This is a genomic window from Mycolicibacterium madagascariense (assembly GCF_010729665.1).
Classification (GTDB): Bacteria; Actinomycetota; Actinomycetes; order Mycobacteriales; family Mycobacteriaceae; genus Mycobacterium; species Mycobacterium madagascariense.
This window is the reverse complement of the sequence record NZ_AP022610.1, coordinates 2,381,532-2,395,808: the sequence shown is the minus strand read 5'-3', so window position 1 is coordinate 2,395,808 and position 14,277 is coordinate 2,381,532. Positions and strand designations below refer to the sequence as shown.

Sequence of the window (14,277 nt, the reverse complement as noted above, 5' to 3'; positions counted from 1 at the left end):
TGCAGTGAGACCATTGCTGGTCCATGCTGTGCGCCATGCCCATTCATACCCTCGACGTGCCGTTTCTGGGTGGTCGGACGTGGGTTCGCGTCACCACTCCCGAGACGCCGACGCCCGGCGCGCTGCCGCTGTTCGTCCTGCACGGCGGGCCGGGGATGGCCCACGACTACGTCCGCAACCTCGCCGCGCTGGCCGACGAGACGGGCCGCACCGTCGTGCACTACGACCAGTACGGCTGCGGCCGCAGCACCCACCGCCCGGAGGCGCCCGCCGACTTCTGGCAGCCGAGCCTGTTCGTCGACGAATTCCACACCGTCGCAGGCGCTCTGGACGTCGACCGGTATCACCTGCTCGGACAGTCGTGGGGCGGCATGCTGGGCGCCGAGATCGCCGTGCGCCGGCCGCCGGGGCTGGCGTCGCTGTCGATCTGCAACTCCCCGGCGTCCATGGAGCTGTGGGTCCGCGGCGCGACCGAGCTGCGCGCCCAACTGCCCGCCGACGTCGAGGCAGCGCTGGACCGGCACGAGGCCGCGGGCACCGTCACCGACCCGGAGTACCTCGCGGCCACCATGGAGTTCTACCGCCGCCACGTCTGCCGCGTCGAGCCGATGCCGCCCGACTTCGTCGACAGCGAGAGGCAGATGGAGGCCGAACCGACGGTGTACCACACCATGAACGGCCCCAACGAGTTTCACGTCCTCGGCACCCTGCGCGACTGGTCCATCGTCGATCGTCTGGCACAGATCACCGCGCCGACACTGGTGGTCGCCGGTGAATTCGACGAAGCGACCCCCGCCACCTGGCAGCCCTTCGTCGATCGCATCCCCGACGTGCGCAGTCACGTCTTCCCCGACGCCAGCCACTGCACCCACCTCGAGCAGCCCGAGCAGTTCCGGGCCGTCATCGCCAACTTCCTCGGCCACTACGACGGGACCACCAATGTCTGACTCCGACACCTCGCAGCGCACCCTCGAATCCTTCGGGTACACCCAGGAACTCCAACGGTCGGTGTCGACCTTCGACCTGCTCGTCTACGGGCTGGTGTTCATGGTTCCCATCGCCCCGTGGGCGATCTTCGGGACCGTCTACGACAGCGCGGCGGGCATGGTGCCGCTGGTCTACGTGATCGGTCTGATCGCCATGATCTTCACGGCCCTGGCCTACGCCCAGATGGCGAAGTCCTTCCCGCTCGCGGGGTCGGTCTTCTCCTACGTCGGGCGGGGCATTCACCCGACGGCCGGTTTCTTCGCGGGCTGGGCGATCCTGCTGGACTACCTGCTGGTGCCCACGCTGCTCTACGTATTCGCCGCGGAGTCGATGATCGGCCTGTTCCCTGGCACGCCGCGCTGGCTGTGGGCAATCGTCTTCGTCGTCGTGAACACGATCATCAACCTGCTGGGCATCGGCTCGCTGAAGCTCGCCAACCGCGTGTTCCTGGCGATCGAACTCGTCTTCGTGGTGATCTTCGTCGTCATCGCGGTGCGGGCCATCAACGGCCAGAGCCTGCCAAACGTCGGCTGGAGCACCCTGCCGATCTGGAATCCCGACACGGTGACCGCGCCCCTGCTTGCCAGCGCGCTGTCCATCGCGGTGCTGAGTTTCCTTGGCTTCGACGGCATTTCGACGCTGGCCGAGGAGTCGACCGGGCGCAAGAACCCCGCGGGTCGGGCCATGATCATCGCGCTGTTCGTCGTCGCCGCGCTGTTCGTCACCCAGACGTGGCTGGCGAGCCTGCTGGCCGGCGGCCGTCAAGCATTCAGTGACGACGAGGCGGGCAACGCGTTCTTCACCCTGGTGCAGGCCGCGTCGAGCACCGGCTGGATGAACGCGTTCTTCGCCGTCAACGTGATGGCGGTCGGGTTCGCCAACGCGATGGCCGCCCAGGCCGCCACCAGCCGCCTGCTGTTCTCGATGAGCCGCGACGGGCAGCTGCCCCGCTTCCTGTCTCGGATCAGCAGCCGCAAGGTGCCGATGGCGGCGCTGCTGTTCGTCAGCGCGATCAGCCTGGTGCTGGTGTTGTTCTTCGTCGGCCAGCTCGCCCTGATCTCGTCGTTGGTCAACTTCGGCGCGCTGTTCGGTTTCTGCCTGCTGCACCTGTCGGTCATCTGGTACTACGTCGTCAAGCAGAAGTCGAAGAACTACCTGCTGCACCTGGTGGTACCGATCCTCGGCTTCGTCATCATCGCCTACGTCCTGGTCAACGCGGACTCGCTCGCCAAGATCGGCGGTGTGGTGTGGCTGGTGCTCGGGGCGATCGTGTTCGCCGTCAACGTGTTTCGCGGCAAGGGCGTTCCGCAGTTCGCCGGGGAGGCGTCGCCGTCGCAGGCGGGTTAGGGTCGGGCATGACCGCACCGGCGTCCCGCCTGCTCGACGTCATCGACCACGACATCCTGCCGCTCACCGAGGCCGGTGTGGCACGGGGCAACAAGGTCTTCGGCGCCGCGATCCTGCTCAAGTCCGATCTGTCGGTGGTCATCGCCGGCACGAACGCCGAGACCGACAACCCGCTGTTGCACGGTGAGATCAACACCCTCAACCAGTTCTACGAGCTGGCCGACCGACCCCCCACGTCCGAGGCCCTCTTCCTGACCACCCACGAGCCGTGCACGCTGTGCATGTCGGCGATCACCTGGGCGGGCTTCGACAACTACTACTACTTCTTCAGCCACGAGGACTCCCGCGACAGCTTCGCCATCCCCCACGACCTGAAGATCCTCGAGGAGGTGTTCGGCCTGCCGCCGGGCGGCTACCGGCGCTCCAACGCCTTCTGGACCGCCTACTCGATCCCCGACCTCGTCGAGTTCGAGGACGAGCCCGTGCGCTCGGAGCTGCGGGGTCGGACCGAGCGGATCGGGGACCGCTACGCGGCGCTGTCGGAGCAGTATCAGAAGACCAAGGGCGACAACGACATTCCGCTGAGCTAGTCACACGCACTCGACGAGGAGTATGCAGGTCACGTGAACCTTCGACAGCTACGACCGCAGGGCGACCCGGGCGCGCTCGCGACGTTCGGCATGCAGTATCAGACCCCCGACGGTGCCACGGTGATCCCGGTCGCCAGGCCTCCCGGCGTGTTCGTCATCAAGGACGGCATACCGCGATGGCAGTCCGCCACCGACGACACCCGCATCGCGCTGTTCGGCATCCTGGTCGGGCTCGTCGCCACCGCCTTCGCCGGGATCGCCATGGTGATCCGTCCGCCGTGGCCGGATCTGCACGGCGACGTGTCCCGGCGGAGCTGAGCACTCAGAGGGCCGTGCGCAACGCCCCCGCCAGCTCTCCCCGCTCCCCCACCGTCACGTCGCTCAGGCCCAACCACGTTGCCATCGAACGCAATTCGAGCGCCAGCGCGGTCGCCACGCGACCCGGGTCACGGCCCGGTTCGACGAAGGCGCCGACGACGTGCAACGCGTCGCGGGTGCGCTCGGCCTTGAGGTCGACGCGTCCGACGAGCTCGCCGTCCAGCAGGAACGGCCACACGTAGTAGCCGAACCGGCGTTTCGGTTCGGGGACGTAGATTTCGATGCGGTAGTGGAAGTCGAACAGCCGCTCGACCCGCGGGCGGAAGAAGACCAGCGGATCGAACGGGCACAGCAGCGCCGTTCCGCGATCCAATCTCGGAATCGTCTGCCCTACACGCAGATACGCGGGCGCAGTCCAGCCGTCGACCTCCACGGGCTCGAGTTCGCCCTGGGCCACCAGGTCGGCGATGACGGGCTTGGCCCGTCCGGCGCCCAGCCGGAAGTAGTCGCGAATGTCGGCCTCGGTGCCGACGCCCAAGGCGGTCGCCGACCGCAGCACCAACTCGCGGACCGCGAAGTCGTCGTCGACCTCCCTGGCGAACACCTCCGGCGGCAGCACGCGCTCGCTCAGGTCGTAGTGTCTGGCGAACCCCACGCGGGTCGCCGTGGTCAGCACGCCGGAGGCGAAGAGTGCTTCGGCCACCCACTTGGTGTCGCTGCGGTCCCACCACGGACCCTTACGTCCGCGCGGCTCGGCCTCCAGGTGGGCCTCGATCTGCCCGGCCGTCGCGGGACCGAGCTCACCGACCGCCGCGACGACGTCGTCGGCGAGACGGCGGTTCTTGCGGACGATCTCCTTGCCCCACCGCCCGTCGGCGTACTCCCGCATGCGCCAGCGCAGCAGGGGCCAGTCGTCGACGGCCATCAGCGCCGCCTCGTGCGCCCAGTATTCGACGAGCAGTCGCGGTGAGCGGGCGCTGTGGGTCCACGCCGCGCGCTCCAGCACGATCCGGTCGTAGGGACCGAGGCGGCTGAACACCGGCGCGTAGTGCGCGCGTACCGACACCGACACCGAGTCGAGCTGCAGCACCTGAATGCGCGACACCAGCCTGCGCAGGTGTGCCCGCGTCACCGGACCGGCGGGCGCGGGCTCGGCGAATCCCTGTGCGGCGACGGCCACCCGCCGCGCCGCGGCCTGCGTCAGCTTCACGCGCGCACGTAGCTGACGAACCGGTAGCGCACCCCTGATCTACTGGTCAGCCAGTCCCCCCGGGTACCGACCCACGCGCCGTCGAGCACGGGTGCCACGGCGTCGCCGGGCTGCCGGGTCAACGGCACGTCGACTTCGGTGACCTCGCACTGGGTCGCGAGCGGTAGCGACAGCGCATAGATCTGCCCGCCCCCGATGACCCACGCGTCCTCATCGGCCAGCGCCTGCTCGAGACTGCCCGTGACGGTCGCCCCGTGCGCGAGGTAGTCGGCCTGGTTGGTGATGACGACGTTCTTGCGGTCCGGCAGCGGCCGCACCGTGGCGGGCAGGGACTCCCACGTCAACCGGCCCATCACCACGGTGTGCCCGAGCGTCAGCCGCATGAACCGGGCGAGGTCCTCGGGCACCTGCCACGGGATGCCCTGGTCGCGGCCGATCACCCCGGAGGTGGACTGCGCCCAGATCAGGCGGACGCTCATACGGCGACGGGGGCCTTGATCCCCGGATGCGGGTCGTAGTCGACGATCGCGACGTCCTCGTAGGTGTAGTCGAAGATCGAATCACGCGGCGCCAGAATCAGTTTCGGGTACGGCCGCGGATCGCGACCGAGCTGCAGCGTGACCTGTTCGACGTGGTTGTCGTAGACGTGGCAGTCGCCGCCGGTCCAGACGAATTCACCGACGGCGAGGCCCGCCTGCGCCGCCATCATGTGGGTCAGCAGCGCGTAGCTCGCGATGTTGAACGGCACGCCGAGGAACAGGTCGGCGCTGCGCTGGTACAGCTGGCAGCTCAGCTTCCCGTCGGCGACGTAGAACTGGAAGAACGCGTGGCAGGGCGGCAGCGCCATCTGCGGGATCTCCCCGACGTTCCAGGCCGACACGATGTTGCGCCGCGAGTCCGGATCGGACTTGAGCAACTCCAGCGAGGCACTGATCTGGTCGACGTGCTCGCCGGACGGTGTCGGCCAGGACCGCCACTGCACGCCGTACACCGGCCCGAGATCACCTGTCGGAGAAGCCCATTCGTCCCAGATCGTGACGCCGTGCTCCTGCAGCCAGCGCACGTTGGAGTCACCGCGCAGGAACCACAGCAGCTCGTAGACCACCGACTTCAGGTGCACCTTCTTGGTGGTGATCAACGGAAAGCCGGCCGTCAGGTCGTAGCGCAGCTGGTGACCGAACAGGCTGCGCGTGCCGGTGCCGGTGCGGTCGGACTTCGGGGTACCCGTCTCGAGCACCAGACGCAGGAGATCCTCGTACGGCGTCGCAATCGGCACGCGGTCAGTTTACGGCGTCGGTGCGACATGGCCGGGACGGCACTCCGGGCGCGACCCTCCAGCGAAGAAGGGTAGAAACGAAGCCATGCCGATGATCACGGACACCATCACCACCGCCGACGGGACCTGCCCGGTCACCCTTGCCACGCCGGAGGGCGACGGCCCGTGGCCGGGTGTCGTCCTCTACCCCGACGCCGCAGGCCGGCGTCCGGTGATGGAGCAGATGGCCCAGCAACTGGCCGACGACGGCTACGCCGTGCTGGTGCCCGACGTCTACTACCGCAGCGGCGACTGGGCGCCGTTCGACATCAACACCGCGTTCGGCGATCCCGCCGAGCGCGATCGCCTGATGTCCATGATGGGCAGCGTCACCCCGGACCGGATGGCCAGTGACGCGCAGGCGTTCTTCGACTACCTCGAGTCCCGGCCGGAGGTGCGCGGCACGACGTTCGGCACGACCGGCTACTGCATGGGCGGGCGGACCTCGCTGGTGGTGGCCGGGCGGGTGCCCGACCGGGTCGCCGCCGCCATGTCGTTCCACGGCGGCGGGCTCGCGACCGACGATCCCGGCAGCCCTCACCTGCTGGCCGACCAGATGCAGGCCGCGGTGTACGTCGCGGGCGCCGAGAACGACAAGTCGTTCACCCCCGAGTCCGCCACGCTGCTCGACGAGGCGCTCACCGCGGCGGGCGTCGAGCACACCATCGAGTTCTATCCGGCTGGGCACGGTTTCGCGGTCGCCGATCACGGTGACGTCTACGACCCCGCCGCCGCCGAGCGGCACTGGACGGCGATGCGGAAGTTCTTCGGCGCCACGTTGGGCTGACCCGTTGTGGTCCGCGCGGACCCCGTAGGCGACGATTGACGCGTGTACGACCAGATGACCGGGGAGAATCCCGACGTGACCCACGACCCCTCGGACGTCGGCACGCGCATCGACCCCGTGCTGGCGCGCAGTTGGCTGCTGGTCAACGGCGCTCAATACGACCGGTTCGAACCCGCCGCGCGCTCCCGCGCGGACATCGTCGTCCTCGACATCGAGGACGCGGTCGCACCCAAGGACAAGGACTCGGCGCGGGCCAACGTGCGCCGCTGGCTCGGCGACGGCAACACCGACTGGGTGCGCATCAACGGGTTCGGCACCCGCTGGTGGGCCGACGACCTCGAGATGCTCGCCACGACCTCGGTCGGCGGCGTCATGCTCGCGATGGTCGAATCGGTCGATCACGTCATCGAGACCGCCAAGCGACTGCCGGACGTCCCGATCGTGGCGCTCGTCGAAACCGCCAGGGGGCTCGAGCGCATCACCGAGATCGCCGCGACCAAGGGCACGTTCCGGTTGGCGTTCGGCATCGGAGACTTCCGCCGCGACACGGGTTTTGGGGACAACCCGGCCACGCTCGCCTACGCCAGATCGCGTTTCACCATCGCCGCCAAGGCCGCGCATCTGCCCAGCGCCATCGACGGCCCGACCATCGGATCCAGTGCGCTCAAGCTCATCGAGGCCAGTGCCGTCTCGGTCGAATTCGGCATGACCGGCAAGATCTGCCTCTCACCGGACCAGTGCCCGGCGGTGAACGAGGGCCTGTCCCCGTCCCAGGACGAGATCAGCTGGGCCAACGAGTTCTTCGCGGAATTCCAGCGCGACGGGGGCGAGATCCGCAACGGCTCGGATCTCCCCCGCATCGCCCGCGCCACCAAGATCCTGGATCTGGCGAAGGCCTACGGCATCCACTCCTCGCCCTACGGCGACGATCCCGACCACGTGCCCGCGCCGACGGACACCTACCACTACTGAGTGTGGTTGCGGTGCACCAGGTCTCGTAGGGAACGCAGGATGCCGCGGGCGGCGTAGACGAAGGCGACCAGTGACGCCACGATCATCGCGACGAACATCAACTCCCAGTTCGACCTGCTGTGGCTGACGTTCCACCAGACGATGGTGAACAGCACCGCGCAGACGAACACGACGACGTCGCGCCAGTTCCCCTGGTAGGACTGCGCCACGGCGATCATCGACCGGTTCTTGTCCACCGCGGCGATGACGTCGTCGACCCGCACGTCGATGACGCGCTGCAGTTCGGCCCGTCGCTCGACCTGATCGGCCGGAATGCGTTCCAGCAAATCCATGTCCTGCTTGATGAGGTTGCGCAGGTCGGGGCCGCGCAGGTTTCCGGCGACGACGCCGAGCAGCGCGCCTCCGGCCAATGGTGCACCGGCCAGTGCGATCTCGGCGATTCCAGGCATCCACGCATCTCCTCCGTCAGCCCTAGACCGTAGCGGAGATGCGACCCCGATCAGAGTCTGTCGAAGATGCTGTTGACGAGGTCGTCACCGATGCCGATGCCCGCCCCGGAGACGATGGCCTGGCCGAACCGACCGCCGAGGAAGCGTTGCAGCGTTCCCCCACTCTGCGCGGGTTGGTACTGCGGTTGCGGTTGATACTGCGGCTGCGGTTGGTATTGCGGCTGCGGCTGGTACTGCGGCTGGGTGTACTGGACGGGCGGCGGGTAAGCCGGAGCCTGCGCGACGTGGTCGTCGACCAACCCGTGAATCGCGGTCAGCAGCTCCGTGGTCGTGCTCTGCTCGTCGCGGATCGCCAGCGCGATCTCCTTGAGGTCGAGCCCCCACTCGCGCGCGTTGGCGTCCGTGGCCGCGGCCGCGGCCAGCTTGCCCGCCAACGTCTGAATCAGCGCGGCCGTCTGCTGGGCCTGCTGCTGCAATTGGCTGAACTGTCGATCTACGGTCTCGGTGTCCACCCGCGGCTCCCTTCTCGTGTGCGTGTCATGTGCACACCGAGGTCTACCGGCGGGGACTCAGGAAATGCTGATCGTCGGCTGAGGGAAACCCGAGAACGTCAGTCGGTGCCCATCAGCGTGGCAGCCACGGTGGCGCCCAGGTTCCAGCACGATTCCAGGTCGTCCTTCGTCGGCTTGCCGGAGACGGTGACGTAGTCGACGACCTTGGACCACCCCAGCCCGGTCGTGATGGCGGTGACACCGCGTTCAGCGCCCTCGACGCCTTCGTTGCCGTGCACGTACAGACCGAACGGCCGTCCGCGCGTCGCGTCCAGGCACGGGTAGTAGCAGACGTCGAACGCATGCTTCAGCGCTCCGCTCATGTAGCCCAGGTTCGCCGGCGTGCCCAGGACGTAGCCATCGGCGGCCAGCACGTCGCTCGGCGAGACGGTGAGCGCGGGTCGGCGCACCACCTCGACGCCCTCGATCTCGGGGTCGGTCGCACCGGCGAGCACGGCCTCGAACATCTCTTGGCAGTGCGGTGACGGCGTGTGGTGCAGGAGCAGCAGCGTCTTACCCACCGCGCCCCTCCTGCATGGCAACCGCCTTCTTCATCGTCTCCCTGGCGCGACCGCGGTCCCCGGCGTAGTCGTAGGCCCGGGCCAGCCGGTACCAGCGCACCCAGTCGTCGGGGTCGGCCTCGACCTCCGCGCGCACGGCGCCGAACAACTCGTCGGCGGCCTCGCGTTCGAACCGCCCCGACGGCCGTCGCGGCAGGGCGCTGACGTCGAGCTCGCGGCCCTGCTCACGGGCCAGCCGGGCCAGCCGCTGATGGGCGAACCCCGCGCGCAGCGTGGCGATCATCGCCCACAGCCCGATCACCGGGAGCACGAAGATGGCCGCCCCGAGTCCGATCGCCGCGGGCCGACCCGAGGAGACGAGGATGACACCGGCCCGGCCGAGCAGGACGAAGTAGACGACCATCGCCACGCACATGAAGGCGATGACCAGCTGGATCCGCAGTGCGCGCGACCCCTCGTCGGTGCTCACAAACCCATGAGGGGTTCGATCCCGATGGTCAGCCCGGGATGGTCGGCGACGTGGCGCACACCGAGGAGCACGCCGGGTACGAACGAGGTGCGGTCGATGCTGTCGTGGCGGATCGTCAGGGTCTCGCCCTGCGTGCCGAACAGGATCTCCTGGTGGGCGACGAGACCCGCCAGCCGGATCGAGTGCACGGGAATCCCGTCGACGTCGGCGCCACGCGCCCCCGGCAGGCCCGTGCTCGTCGCGTCGGGACTGGGCGGCAAGCCGCGGCGCGCCTCGGCGATCAGGCGGGCGGTGCGCGCGGCCGTGCCCGACGGAGCGTCGGCCTTGAACGGATGGTGCAGTTCGACGACCTCGACCGACTCGAAGAAGCGGGCCGCCTGCCTGGCGAACTCCATCGACAGGACCGCGCCGATCGCGAAGTTCGGTGCGATGAGCACTGCGACGCCGGGCTTGGCGGCCAGCCAGGACCGGACCTGCTCGATGCGCTCGTCGGTGAAGCCGGTGGTGCCGACGACCGCGTCGATGCCCGCGTCGATGAGGAACTCCAGGTTGCCCATGACGACGTCGGGATGGGTGAAGTCGACGACGACCTGAGTCTGGCTGTCGGTGAACAGCGTCAGGGGGTCACCGGCGTCCACGCCCGCGGTGAACGTCAGGTCCTCTGCGGCTTTCACGGCGTCGACGATCGTCGCCCCGACCTTGCCCTTGGCTCCCAAGACTCCGACTCGCATGATGGGCAGCCTACTTCGCGGCGCTCGGGCGGCGGCGGGCGTCACTGCGGGAGGGCGGCCCTGGCCTTGAGCGCCAGCCACAGCTCCATCCGGTCGTCGCCGTCGTCGAGCCGTCGCCCGGTGAGGTTCGCGATCCGTTCGATGCGATTGCGAACGGTGTTGCGGTGCAAGCCAAGTCGATGTGCGGCCGGGTCCCAGGCCCCGTTGGCGCGCAGCCACTGATCGAGTGTGCGCAATAGCTCGAGCCGGTCGCGGGGATCGAGATGGTCCAGTGGCGCCAGCACCGCGTCGGCGAATCCCCGGACCACCTCGGGGCGGCCCAGCGACAGCAGCAGCGACACCGTCTCACCCTCGCTCGCAGTGACGATGCGGCCGAGCTGCTCGCTGATCGGGAGCAACGAGCGGGCCTGCATCGCCGAGACCGCCAGCGCCTCGGGCGGACTCGGCGCACCGATGCCGGCGGCGCGCCCTGCGGCGTGGGCGGCGACGGTGGCCGCCAGCGCGGTGGGATCGCCGTGGGCGACCTCGACCGTCGCGCCGCGCACCCGCACCAGCGCCCCGTCGAGGTCGAGGTCGACACGGAGTGCGAGCGCCTCGGCGTCGTCGGACGCGATCACGGCCACCTGATAGTGCGGTGCGGTCAGCCCGACGCCGGCGGCGAGCTGACGCGCGCGGTCGGCTTTGGCCCCGGGGCGCAGCAGCTGCTCGAAGACCTGGCGTCGCCGCCGCCGCTCGGGCTCGTCGGACAGGTGACGCCGTTCGATGTCCAGGGCGATCAGGGACACCAGCACCGTCGACGAGCTGCGCGACGTCATGGTCATGTCGGCGCCGAGCACGACGTAGCCCAGCGGCACCTCGGCTCCCACGGTGTGCACCTCGAAGTCGCCGACCATCGCCCAGCCGGCGCTCACCGCCCTGGGGTGGAACGGGGCCCGACGGGCCTGCTCGACGACCGCTGCCGGGGTGTCGGCCGTCGCGGCCAGCACCCGCCCGCTGCCATCGCACACGACGCACGGGGTGTCGCTGGCCCGGGCCCACGCCGACAGCAGCGCGGGCAGCGGCGCTGCGCTGGTCGCCACGGCGGTCAGTCGGCGGTTGATCTCCATGGCGGTCTGCAGGTCGCGGCGCTCCTGCCCGGCGATGGTCTCGAAGACCCACGTGGTGACGGCGATGAACGGCGTCTCGTCGGGCACGACGAGCAACGGCACGTCGACGTCGTGGGCCGCCGTCCGCAGCGCCTCCGGACACTCCTGGTACGGCAGCCCGTGCCCGAGACCGAGCGCGATGCCCGCGACGCCGGCGTCGGCACACTCGACGAGATACGCGCGGCAGTCCGGCACCGTCATCGGCAGGAGCAGGCCGACGGTCATCAGGAGTTCCCCGCCGCGCAGCCAGTCGCGCGGCGAGGTCAGCTCGGACACGTGGGCCGAGGTGACCTCACGGTCGAGCCCACCGCCCCCGGCCACCAGCTGTAGGTGCAGCGTCGGATCCGCCAGGACGTCACCGACGGTGATCACGGCTCACCAGCACAGATGGACATTTCATCCAAACATAGTGGACGAACTGAACAGATCTGCCATGGCCGACGTGACCGCGGCGGCGCAGGGTGACACGCACCACGTCCGACGCCCGCAGGAGTGCCCCATGCCGACCACCCCGCCCGCCGGTTCGATGATCGAGACCAGGTCGATCGACTACGTCCCCGACGACGAACGCCACGGGAAGGTGACTCACCAGGGCCCGTTCTGGTTCGTCGGCAACTTTCAGCCGTTCACGTTGGCGCTCGGCTTCGTCGGGCCGAGCCTCGGGCTGTCCCTGGGATGGACGATCATCGCCGGCCTCGCGGGCATCGCCTTCGGCACGTCGTTCATGGCCTTCCACGCGACGCAGGGTCCGGTGCTCGGCCTGCCCCAGATGATCCAGTCGCGAGCGCAATTCGGCTATCGGGGCGTACTGCTACCGCTGCTCGGCACGCTGTTCACGTTCGTCGGCTTCAACGTCGTCGACGTCGTGATCATCAAGTCCGGCCTGCAGTCGATCTTCGGCTGGGACCCCGTGCTGGTGGCCGTCGTCATCACCGTCGCCGCGGCACTGGTGGCCATCTTCGGCCACGATCTGCTGCACACGTCCTTTCGCGTGCTGTTCTGGATCTCGCTGCCGCTGTGGATCGTCCTGACGTGCGGCGTACTATTCGGCGGCGTCCACGGAACCCACGCTGCCACAGTCGGTTTCACGTTCGTGGCCTTCCTGGCGCAGTTCAGCGTCGCGGCGTCCTACAACATCACCTACGCCCCCTACGTCTCGGACTACAGCCGCTATCTGCCCAGGAACACCAAGCCGTCGGCGATCATCGCGTCGGTGTTCCTCGGCGCGTCGGCATCGCCGGCCTGGCTCATCCCCCTCGGTGCCTGGATGGCCGTCTACCTCGGTGCGAGCGACGCGCTGGCAGGCATCGACCAGACCGGTGACGCCACCGTCCACTACCTCGGCAGCGTGCTGGCCGTCGTGTCGACGCTCGTCCTGGTCGCGACGATGGGCCTCAACGCCTACAGCGGAATGCTCACCGTCGTCACGGGTCTCGACTCGCTGAAGTCGATCACCCCGACGCGCCGCCTGCGCATCGTCACCATCGTCGTGCTGGCGGTGGCGTGGCTGGTGATGAGCCTGCTGCTGACCAACGCGACCACGGCGCTGAACACGACGCTGCTGATCATGCTCTACCTGCTGGCCCCGTGGACCGCGGTCAACCTCACCGACTACTTCTTCGTCCGCCGCGGGCACTACGCGATCGCGGACCTCTTCACCCCCGCCGGGATGTACGGATCCTGGTCGTGGCGCGGACTGCTCGCGTTCTCCGCGGGCGTGCTGGCCGAGATCCCGTTCGTGGACCTGCCGTTCTACATTGGGCCCGTCGCCTCCGCACTGGGCGAGGTCGACGTCGCGTTCGTCGTGGGCCTCGTGGTGTCCGGCGTCGTCTACGTCGCGGTCACCAGGTCGCTGGACGTGTCGCGGGAACGGGCCATCATCGACGCCGGCCCCGACGTCGGGGCACCCGTCATGGACGAGGAGAACAGATGAGCGAGATCGTCGGCCCACCCGACGCCAGCCGGGCGCCGCGCTACACCGAACCGTCGACGTTCGCGCGGCTCCCCCGCATCGATCAGGCGCCCGAGGCCGACGTCCGCATCGTCGGCATCCCCTTCGACAGCGGCGTGTCCTACCGTCCGGGTGCCCGGTTCGGACCCAGTCACGTCCGCGCCGCGTCGAAACTGTTGCGGCCGTACAACCCGGCGCTGGACGTCTCGCCGTTCGCCGCGCAACAGGTGGCCGACTGCGGTGACATCGCGGTCAACCCGTTCGACATCGAGGAGGCGATCAGCACCATCGACGCGTCGATGACGGACCTGCGCAGGCACGGGTCCACCGTCCTCACCGTCGGCGGCGACCACACCATCGCCCTGCCGATCCTGCGCTCGATCGCCCGCGACCACGGCCCCGTCGCCGTGCTGCACTTCGACGCCCACCTCGACACGTGGGACACCTACTTCGGTGCGCCCTACACCCACGGCACTCCCTTCCGGCGGGCCAGCGAGGAGGGGCTGATCGACATGGAGCGTTCCCTGCACGTCGGCATTCGCGGCCCGCTCTACGGCAAGGCGGACCTCGAGGACGATGCGGTGTTGGGATTCCAGGTGATTCGATCCGACGACTACCAGTTCGACGGCGTGAAGAGCATCGTCGAACGCATGCGGGCGCGATTGGACGGTGGACCCGTGTACGTCTCGGTCGACATCGACGTGCTCGATCCGGCGCACGCGCCGGGCACCGGGACGCCGGAGGCCGGCGGCATGACGTCGCGGGAGCTGCTGAACACGCTGCGCGGCCTCGTCGGACTCGAGGTGGTCGGGGCGGACATCGTCGAGGTCGCACCCGCCTACGACCACGCCGAGATCACCGGCATCGCCGCCGCACACGTCGGCTACGAACTGCTGTCGGTGCTGGCGGCCAACCGCTAAGCGTCGAGATAGCG

General features: G+C 68.9%; 17 protein-coding genes. 8 read left to right on the top strand and 9 right to left on the bottom strand.

From position 1 onward, the window contains the following. Nucleotides 1–35: 35 nt before the first annotated feature. From G6N60_RS11395 to G6N60_RS11380, 4 genes are read left to right on the top strand one after another with little or no spacing between them, the layout of a single operon-like run. Nucleotides 36–947 (top strand): proline iminopeptidase-family hydrolase, encoded by a 912-nt coding sequence (locus G6N60_RS11395; RefSeq protein WP_246240574.1) that lies wholly within the window; start codon nucleotides 36–38, stop codon nucleotides 945–947. Then, on the top strand, nucleotides 940–2,334 hold the full coding sequence (locus G6N60_RS11390) for an APC family permease (protein WP_163736741.1): 1,395 nt from the start codon (nucleotides 940–942) through the stop codon (nucleotides 2,332–2,334). Before G6N60_RS11395 ends, G6N60_RS11390 begins: the two co-directional genes overlap by 8 nt. 8 nt (nucleotides 2,335–2,342) lie before the next feature. Beyond that, a complete protein-coding gene (locus tag G6N60_RS11385; protein ID WP_163736737.1) occupies nucleotides 2,343–2,924 on the top strand; it encodes a tRNA-specific adenosine deaminase in 582 nt (193 codons plus the stop codon). A 33-nt stretch (nucleotides 2,925–2,957) separates the two neighbouring features. Then, nucleotides 2,958–3,242: a hypothetical protein gene (locus G6N60_RS11380; RefSeq protein WP_163736733.1), complete on the top strand. Its 285-nt coding sequence runs from the start codon at nucleotides 2,958–2,960 to the stop codon at nucleotides 3,240–3,242. Nucleotides 3,243–3,246: 4 nt separating this feature from the next. On the opposite strand, the gene G6N60_RS11375 is transcribed toward G6N60_RS11380, so the two are convergent. Genes G6N60_RS11375 through G6N60_RS11365 form a run of 3 tightly spaced genes read right to left on the bottom strand, consistent with a single transcriptional unit; the run spans nucleotide 3,247 to nucleotide 5,728 of the window. After that, the gene (locus tag G6N60_RS11375) at nucleotides 3,247–4,452 is read right to left on the bottom strand and encodes a winged helix-turn-helix domain-containing protein (RefSeq protein WP_163736730.1); all 1,206 of its coding nucleotides are present in this window, start codon (nucleotides 4,450–4,452) and stop codon (nucleotides 3,247–3,249) included. Then, nucleotides 4,449–4,931, bottom strand: a complete 483-nt coding sequence (locus G6N60_RS11370; protein ID WP_163736726.1) for a dihydrofolate reductase — start codon at nucleotides 4,929–4,931, stop codon at nucleotides 4,449–4,451. Before G6N60_RS11370 ends, G6N60_RS11375 begins: the two co-directional genes overlap by 4 nt. Then, the gene (locus tag G6N60_RS11365) at nucleotides 4,928–5,728 is read right to left on the bottom strand and encodes a thymidylate synthase (protein WP_163736723.1); all 801 of its coding nucleotides are present in this window, start codon (nucleotides 5,726–5,728) and stop codon (nucleotides 4,928–4,930) included. Before G6N60_RS11365 ends, G6N60_RS11370 begins: the two co-directional genes overlap by 4 nt. Nucleotides 5,729–5,813: 85 nt before the next feature. On the opposite strand from G6N60_RS11365, the gene G6N60_RS11360 reads away from it, so the two are divergent. Together G6N60_RS11360 and G6N60_RS11355 are read left to right on the top strand one after the other, a co-directional pair. Then, nucleotides 5,814–6,554 (top strand): dienelactone hydrolase family protein, encoded by a 741-nt coding sequence (locus G6N60_RS11360; RefSeq protein WP_163736720.1) that lies wholly within the window; start codon nucleotides 5,814–5,816, stop codon nucleotides 6,552–6,554. Nucleotides 6,555–6,608: 54 nt separating this feature from the next. Further along, a complete protein-coding gene (locus G6N60_RS11355; protein WP_163743811.1) occupies nucleotides 6,609–7,526 on the top strand; it encodes an HpcH/HpaI aldolase/citrate lyase family protein in 918 nt (305 codons plus the stop codon). Here the strand turns inward: G6N60_RS11355 and G6N60_RS11350 are convergent. From G6N60_RS11350 to G6N60_RS11325, 6 genes are all read right to left on the bottom strand, one after another. Beyond that, nucleotides 7,520–7,975 (bottom strand): hypothetical protein, encoded by a 456-nt coding sequence (locus tag G6N60_RS11350; RefSeq protein WP_163736716.1) that lies wholly within the window; start codon nucleotides 7,973–7,975, stop codon nucleotides 7,520–7,522. The genes G6N60_RS11355 and G6N60_RS11350 overlap by 7 nt on opposite strands. Before the next feature lie 50 nt (nucleotides 7,976–8,025). Next, nucleotides 8,026–8,487 carry a hypothetical protein gene (locus G6N60_RS11345; protein ID WP_163736713.1) on the bottom strand — a complete coding sequence of 154 codons (462 nt, stop codon included), beginning with the start codon at nucleotides 8,485–8,487 and terminating at the stop codon, nucleotides 8,026–8,028. Nucleotides 8,488–8,585: 98 nt separating this feature from the next. Next, nucleotides 8,586–9,047: a flavodoxin family protein gene (locus tag G6N60_RS11340; RefSeq protein WP_163736710.1), complete on the bottom strand. Its 462-nt coding sequence runs from the start codon at nucleotides 9,045–9,047 to the stop codon at nucleotides 8,586–8,588. Continuing rightward, nucleotides 9,040–9,462 carry a hypothetical protein gene (locus G6N60_RS11335; RefSeq protein ID WP_163743809.1) on the bottom strand — a complete coding sequence of 141 codons (423 nt, stop codon included), beginning with the start codon at nucleotides 9,460–9,462 and terminating at the stop codon, nucleotides 9,040–9,042. Before G6N60_RS11335 ends, G6N60_RS11340 begins: the two co-directional genes overlap by 8 nt. A 50-nt stretch (nucleotides 9,463–9,512) precedes the next feature. Beyond that, nucleotides 9,513–10,247: a 4-hydroxy-tetrahydrodipicolinate reductase gene (gene dapB, locus G6N60_RS11330; protein WP_163736707.1), complete on the bottom strand. Its 735-nt coding sequence runs from the start codon at nucleotides 10,245–10,247 to the stop codon at nucleotides 9,513–9,515. 41 nt (nucleotides 10,248–10,288) lie between these two features. Continuing rightward, nucleotides 10,289–11,764, bottom strand: a complete 1,476-nt coding sequence (locus G6N60_RS11325) for a PucR family transcriptional regulator (protein ID WP_163736704.1) — start codon at nucleotides 11,762–11,764, stop codon at nucleotides 10,289–10,291. A gap of 127 nt (nucleotides 11,765–11,891) precedes the next feature. On the opposite strand from G6N60_RS11325, the gene G6N60_RS11320 reads away from it, so the two are divergent. Together G6N60_RS11320 and speB are read left to right on the top strand one after the other, a co-directional pair. Continuing rightward, nucleotides 11,892–13,325, top strand: a complete 1,434-nt coding sequence (locus tag G6N60_RS11320; protein ID WP_163743807.1) for a purine-cytosine permease family protein — start codon at nucleotides 11,892–11,894, stop codon at nucleotides 13,323–13,325. Then, nucleotides 13,322–14,263 (top strand): agmatinase, encoded by a 942-nt coding sequence (speB, locus tag G6N60_RS11315; RefSeq protein WP_163736701.1) that lies wholly within the window; start codon nucleotides 13,322–13,324, stop codon nucleotides 14,261–14,263. The genes G6N60_RS11320 and speB overlap by 4 nt, the downstream gene beginning before the upstream one ends. Nucleotides 14,264–14,277: the final 14 nt, after the last annotated feature.

Excerpts from the sequence above, each read along its gene's own strand:
- G6N60_RS11395 (WP_246240574.1), top strand. The coding sequence starts at position 36 with ATGCCCATTCATACCCTCGACGTGCCGTTTCTGGGTGGTCGGACGTGG.
- G6N60_RS11390 (WP_163736741.1), top strand. The coding sequence starts at position 940 with ATGTCTGACTCCGACACCTCGCAGCGCACCCTCGAATCCTTCGGGTAC.
- G6N60_RS11385 (WP_163736737.1), top strand. The coding sequence starts at position 2,343 with ATGACCGCACCGGCGTCCCGCCTGCTCGACGTCATCGACCACGACATC.
- G6N60_RS11370 (WP_163736726.1), bottom strand. The coding sequence starts at position 4,931 with ATGAGCGTCCGCCTGATCTGGGCGCAGTCCACCTCCGGGGTGATCGGC.
- G6N60_RS11360 (WP_163736720.1), top strand. The coding sequence starts at position 5,814 with ATGCCGATGATCACGGACACCATCACCACCGCCGACGGGACCTGCCCG.
- G6N60_RS11355 (WP_163743811.1), top strand. The coding sequence starts at position 6,609 with ATGACCGGGGAGAATCCCGACGTGACCCACGACCCCTCGGACGTCGGC.
- G6N60_RS11350 (WP_163736716.1), bottom strand. The coding sequence starts at position 7,975 with ATGCCTGGAATCGCCGAGATCGCACTGGCCGGTGCACCATTGGCCGGA.
- G6N60_RS11335 (WP_163743809.1), bottom strand. The coding sequence starts at position 9,462 with ATGTGCGTGGCGATGGTCGTCTACTTCGTCCTGCTCGGCCGGGCCGGT.
- dapB (WP_163736707.1), bottom strand. The coding sequence starts at position 10,247 with ATGCGAGTCGGAGTCTTGGGAGCCAAGGGCAAGGTCGGGGCGACGATC.
- G6N60_RS11320 (WP_163743807.1), top strand. The coding sequence starts at position 11,892 with ATGCCGACCACCCCGCCCGCCGGTTCGATGATCGAGACCAGGTCGATC.
- speB (WP_163736701.1), top strand. The coding sequence starts at position 13,322 with ATGAGCGAGATCGTCGGCCCACCCGACGCCAGCCGGGCGCCGCGCTAC.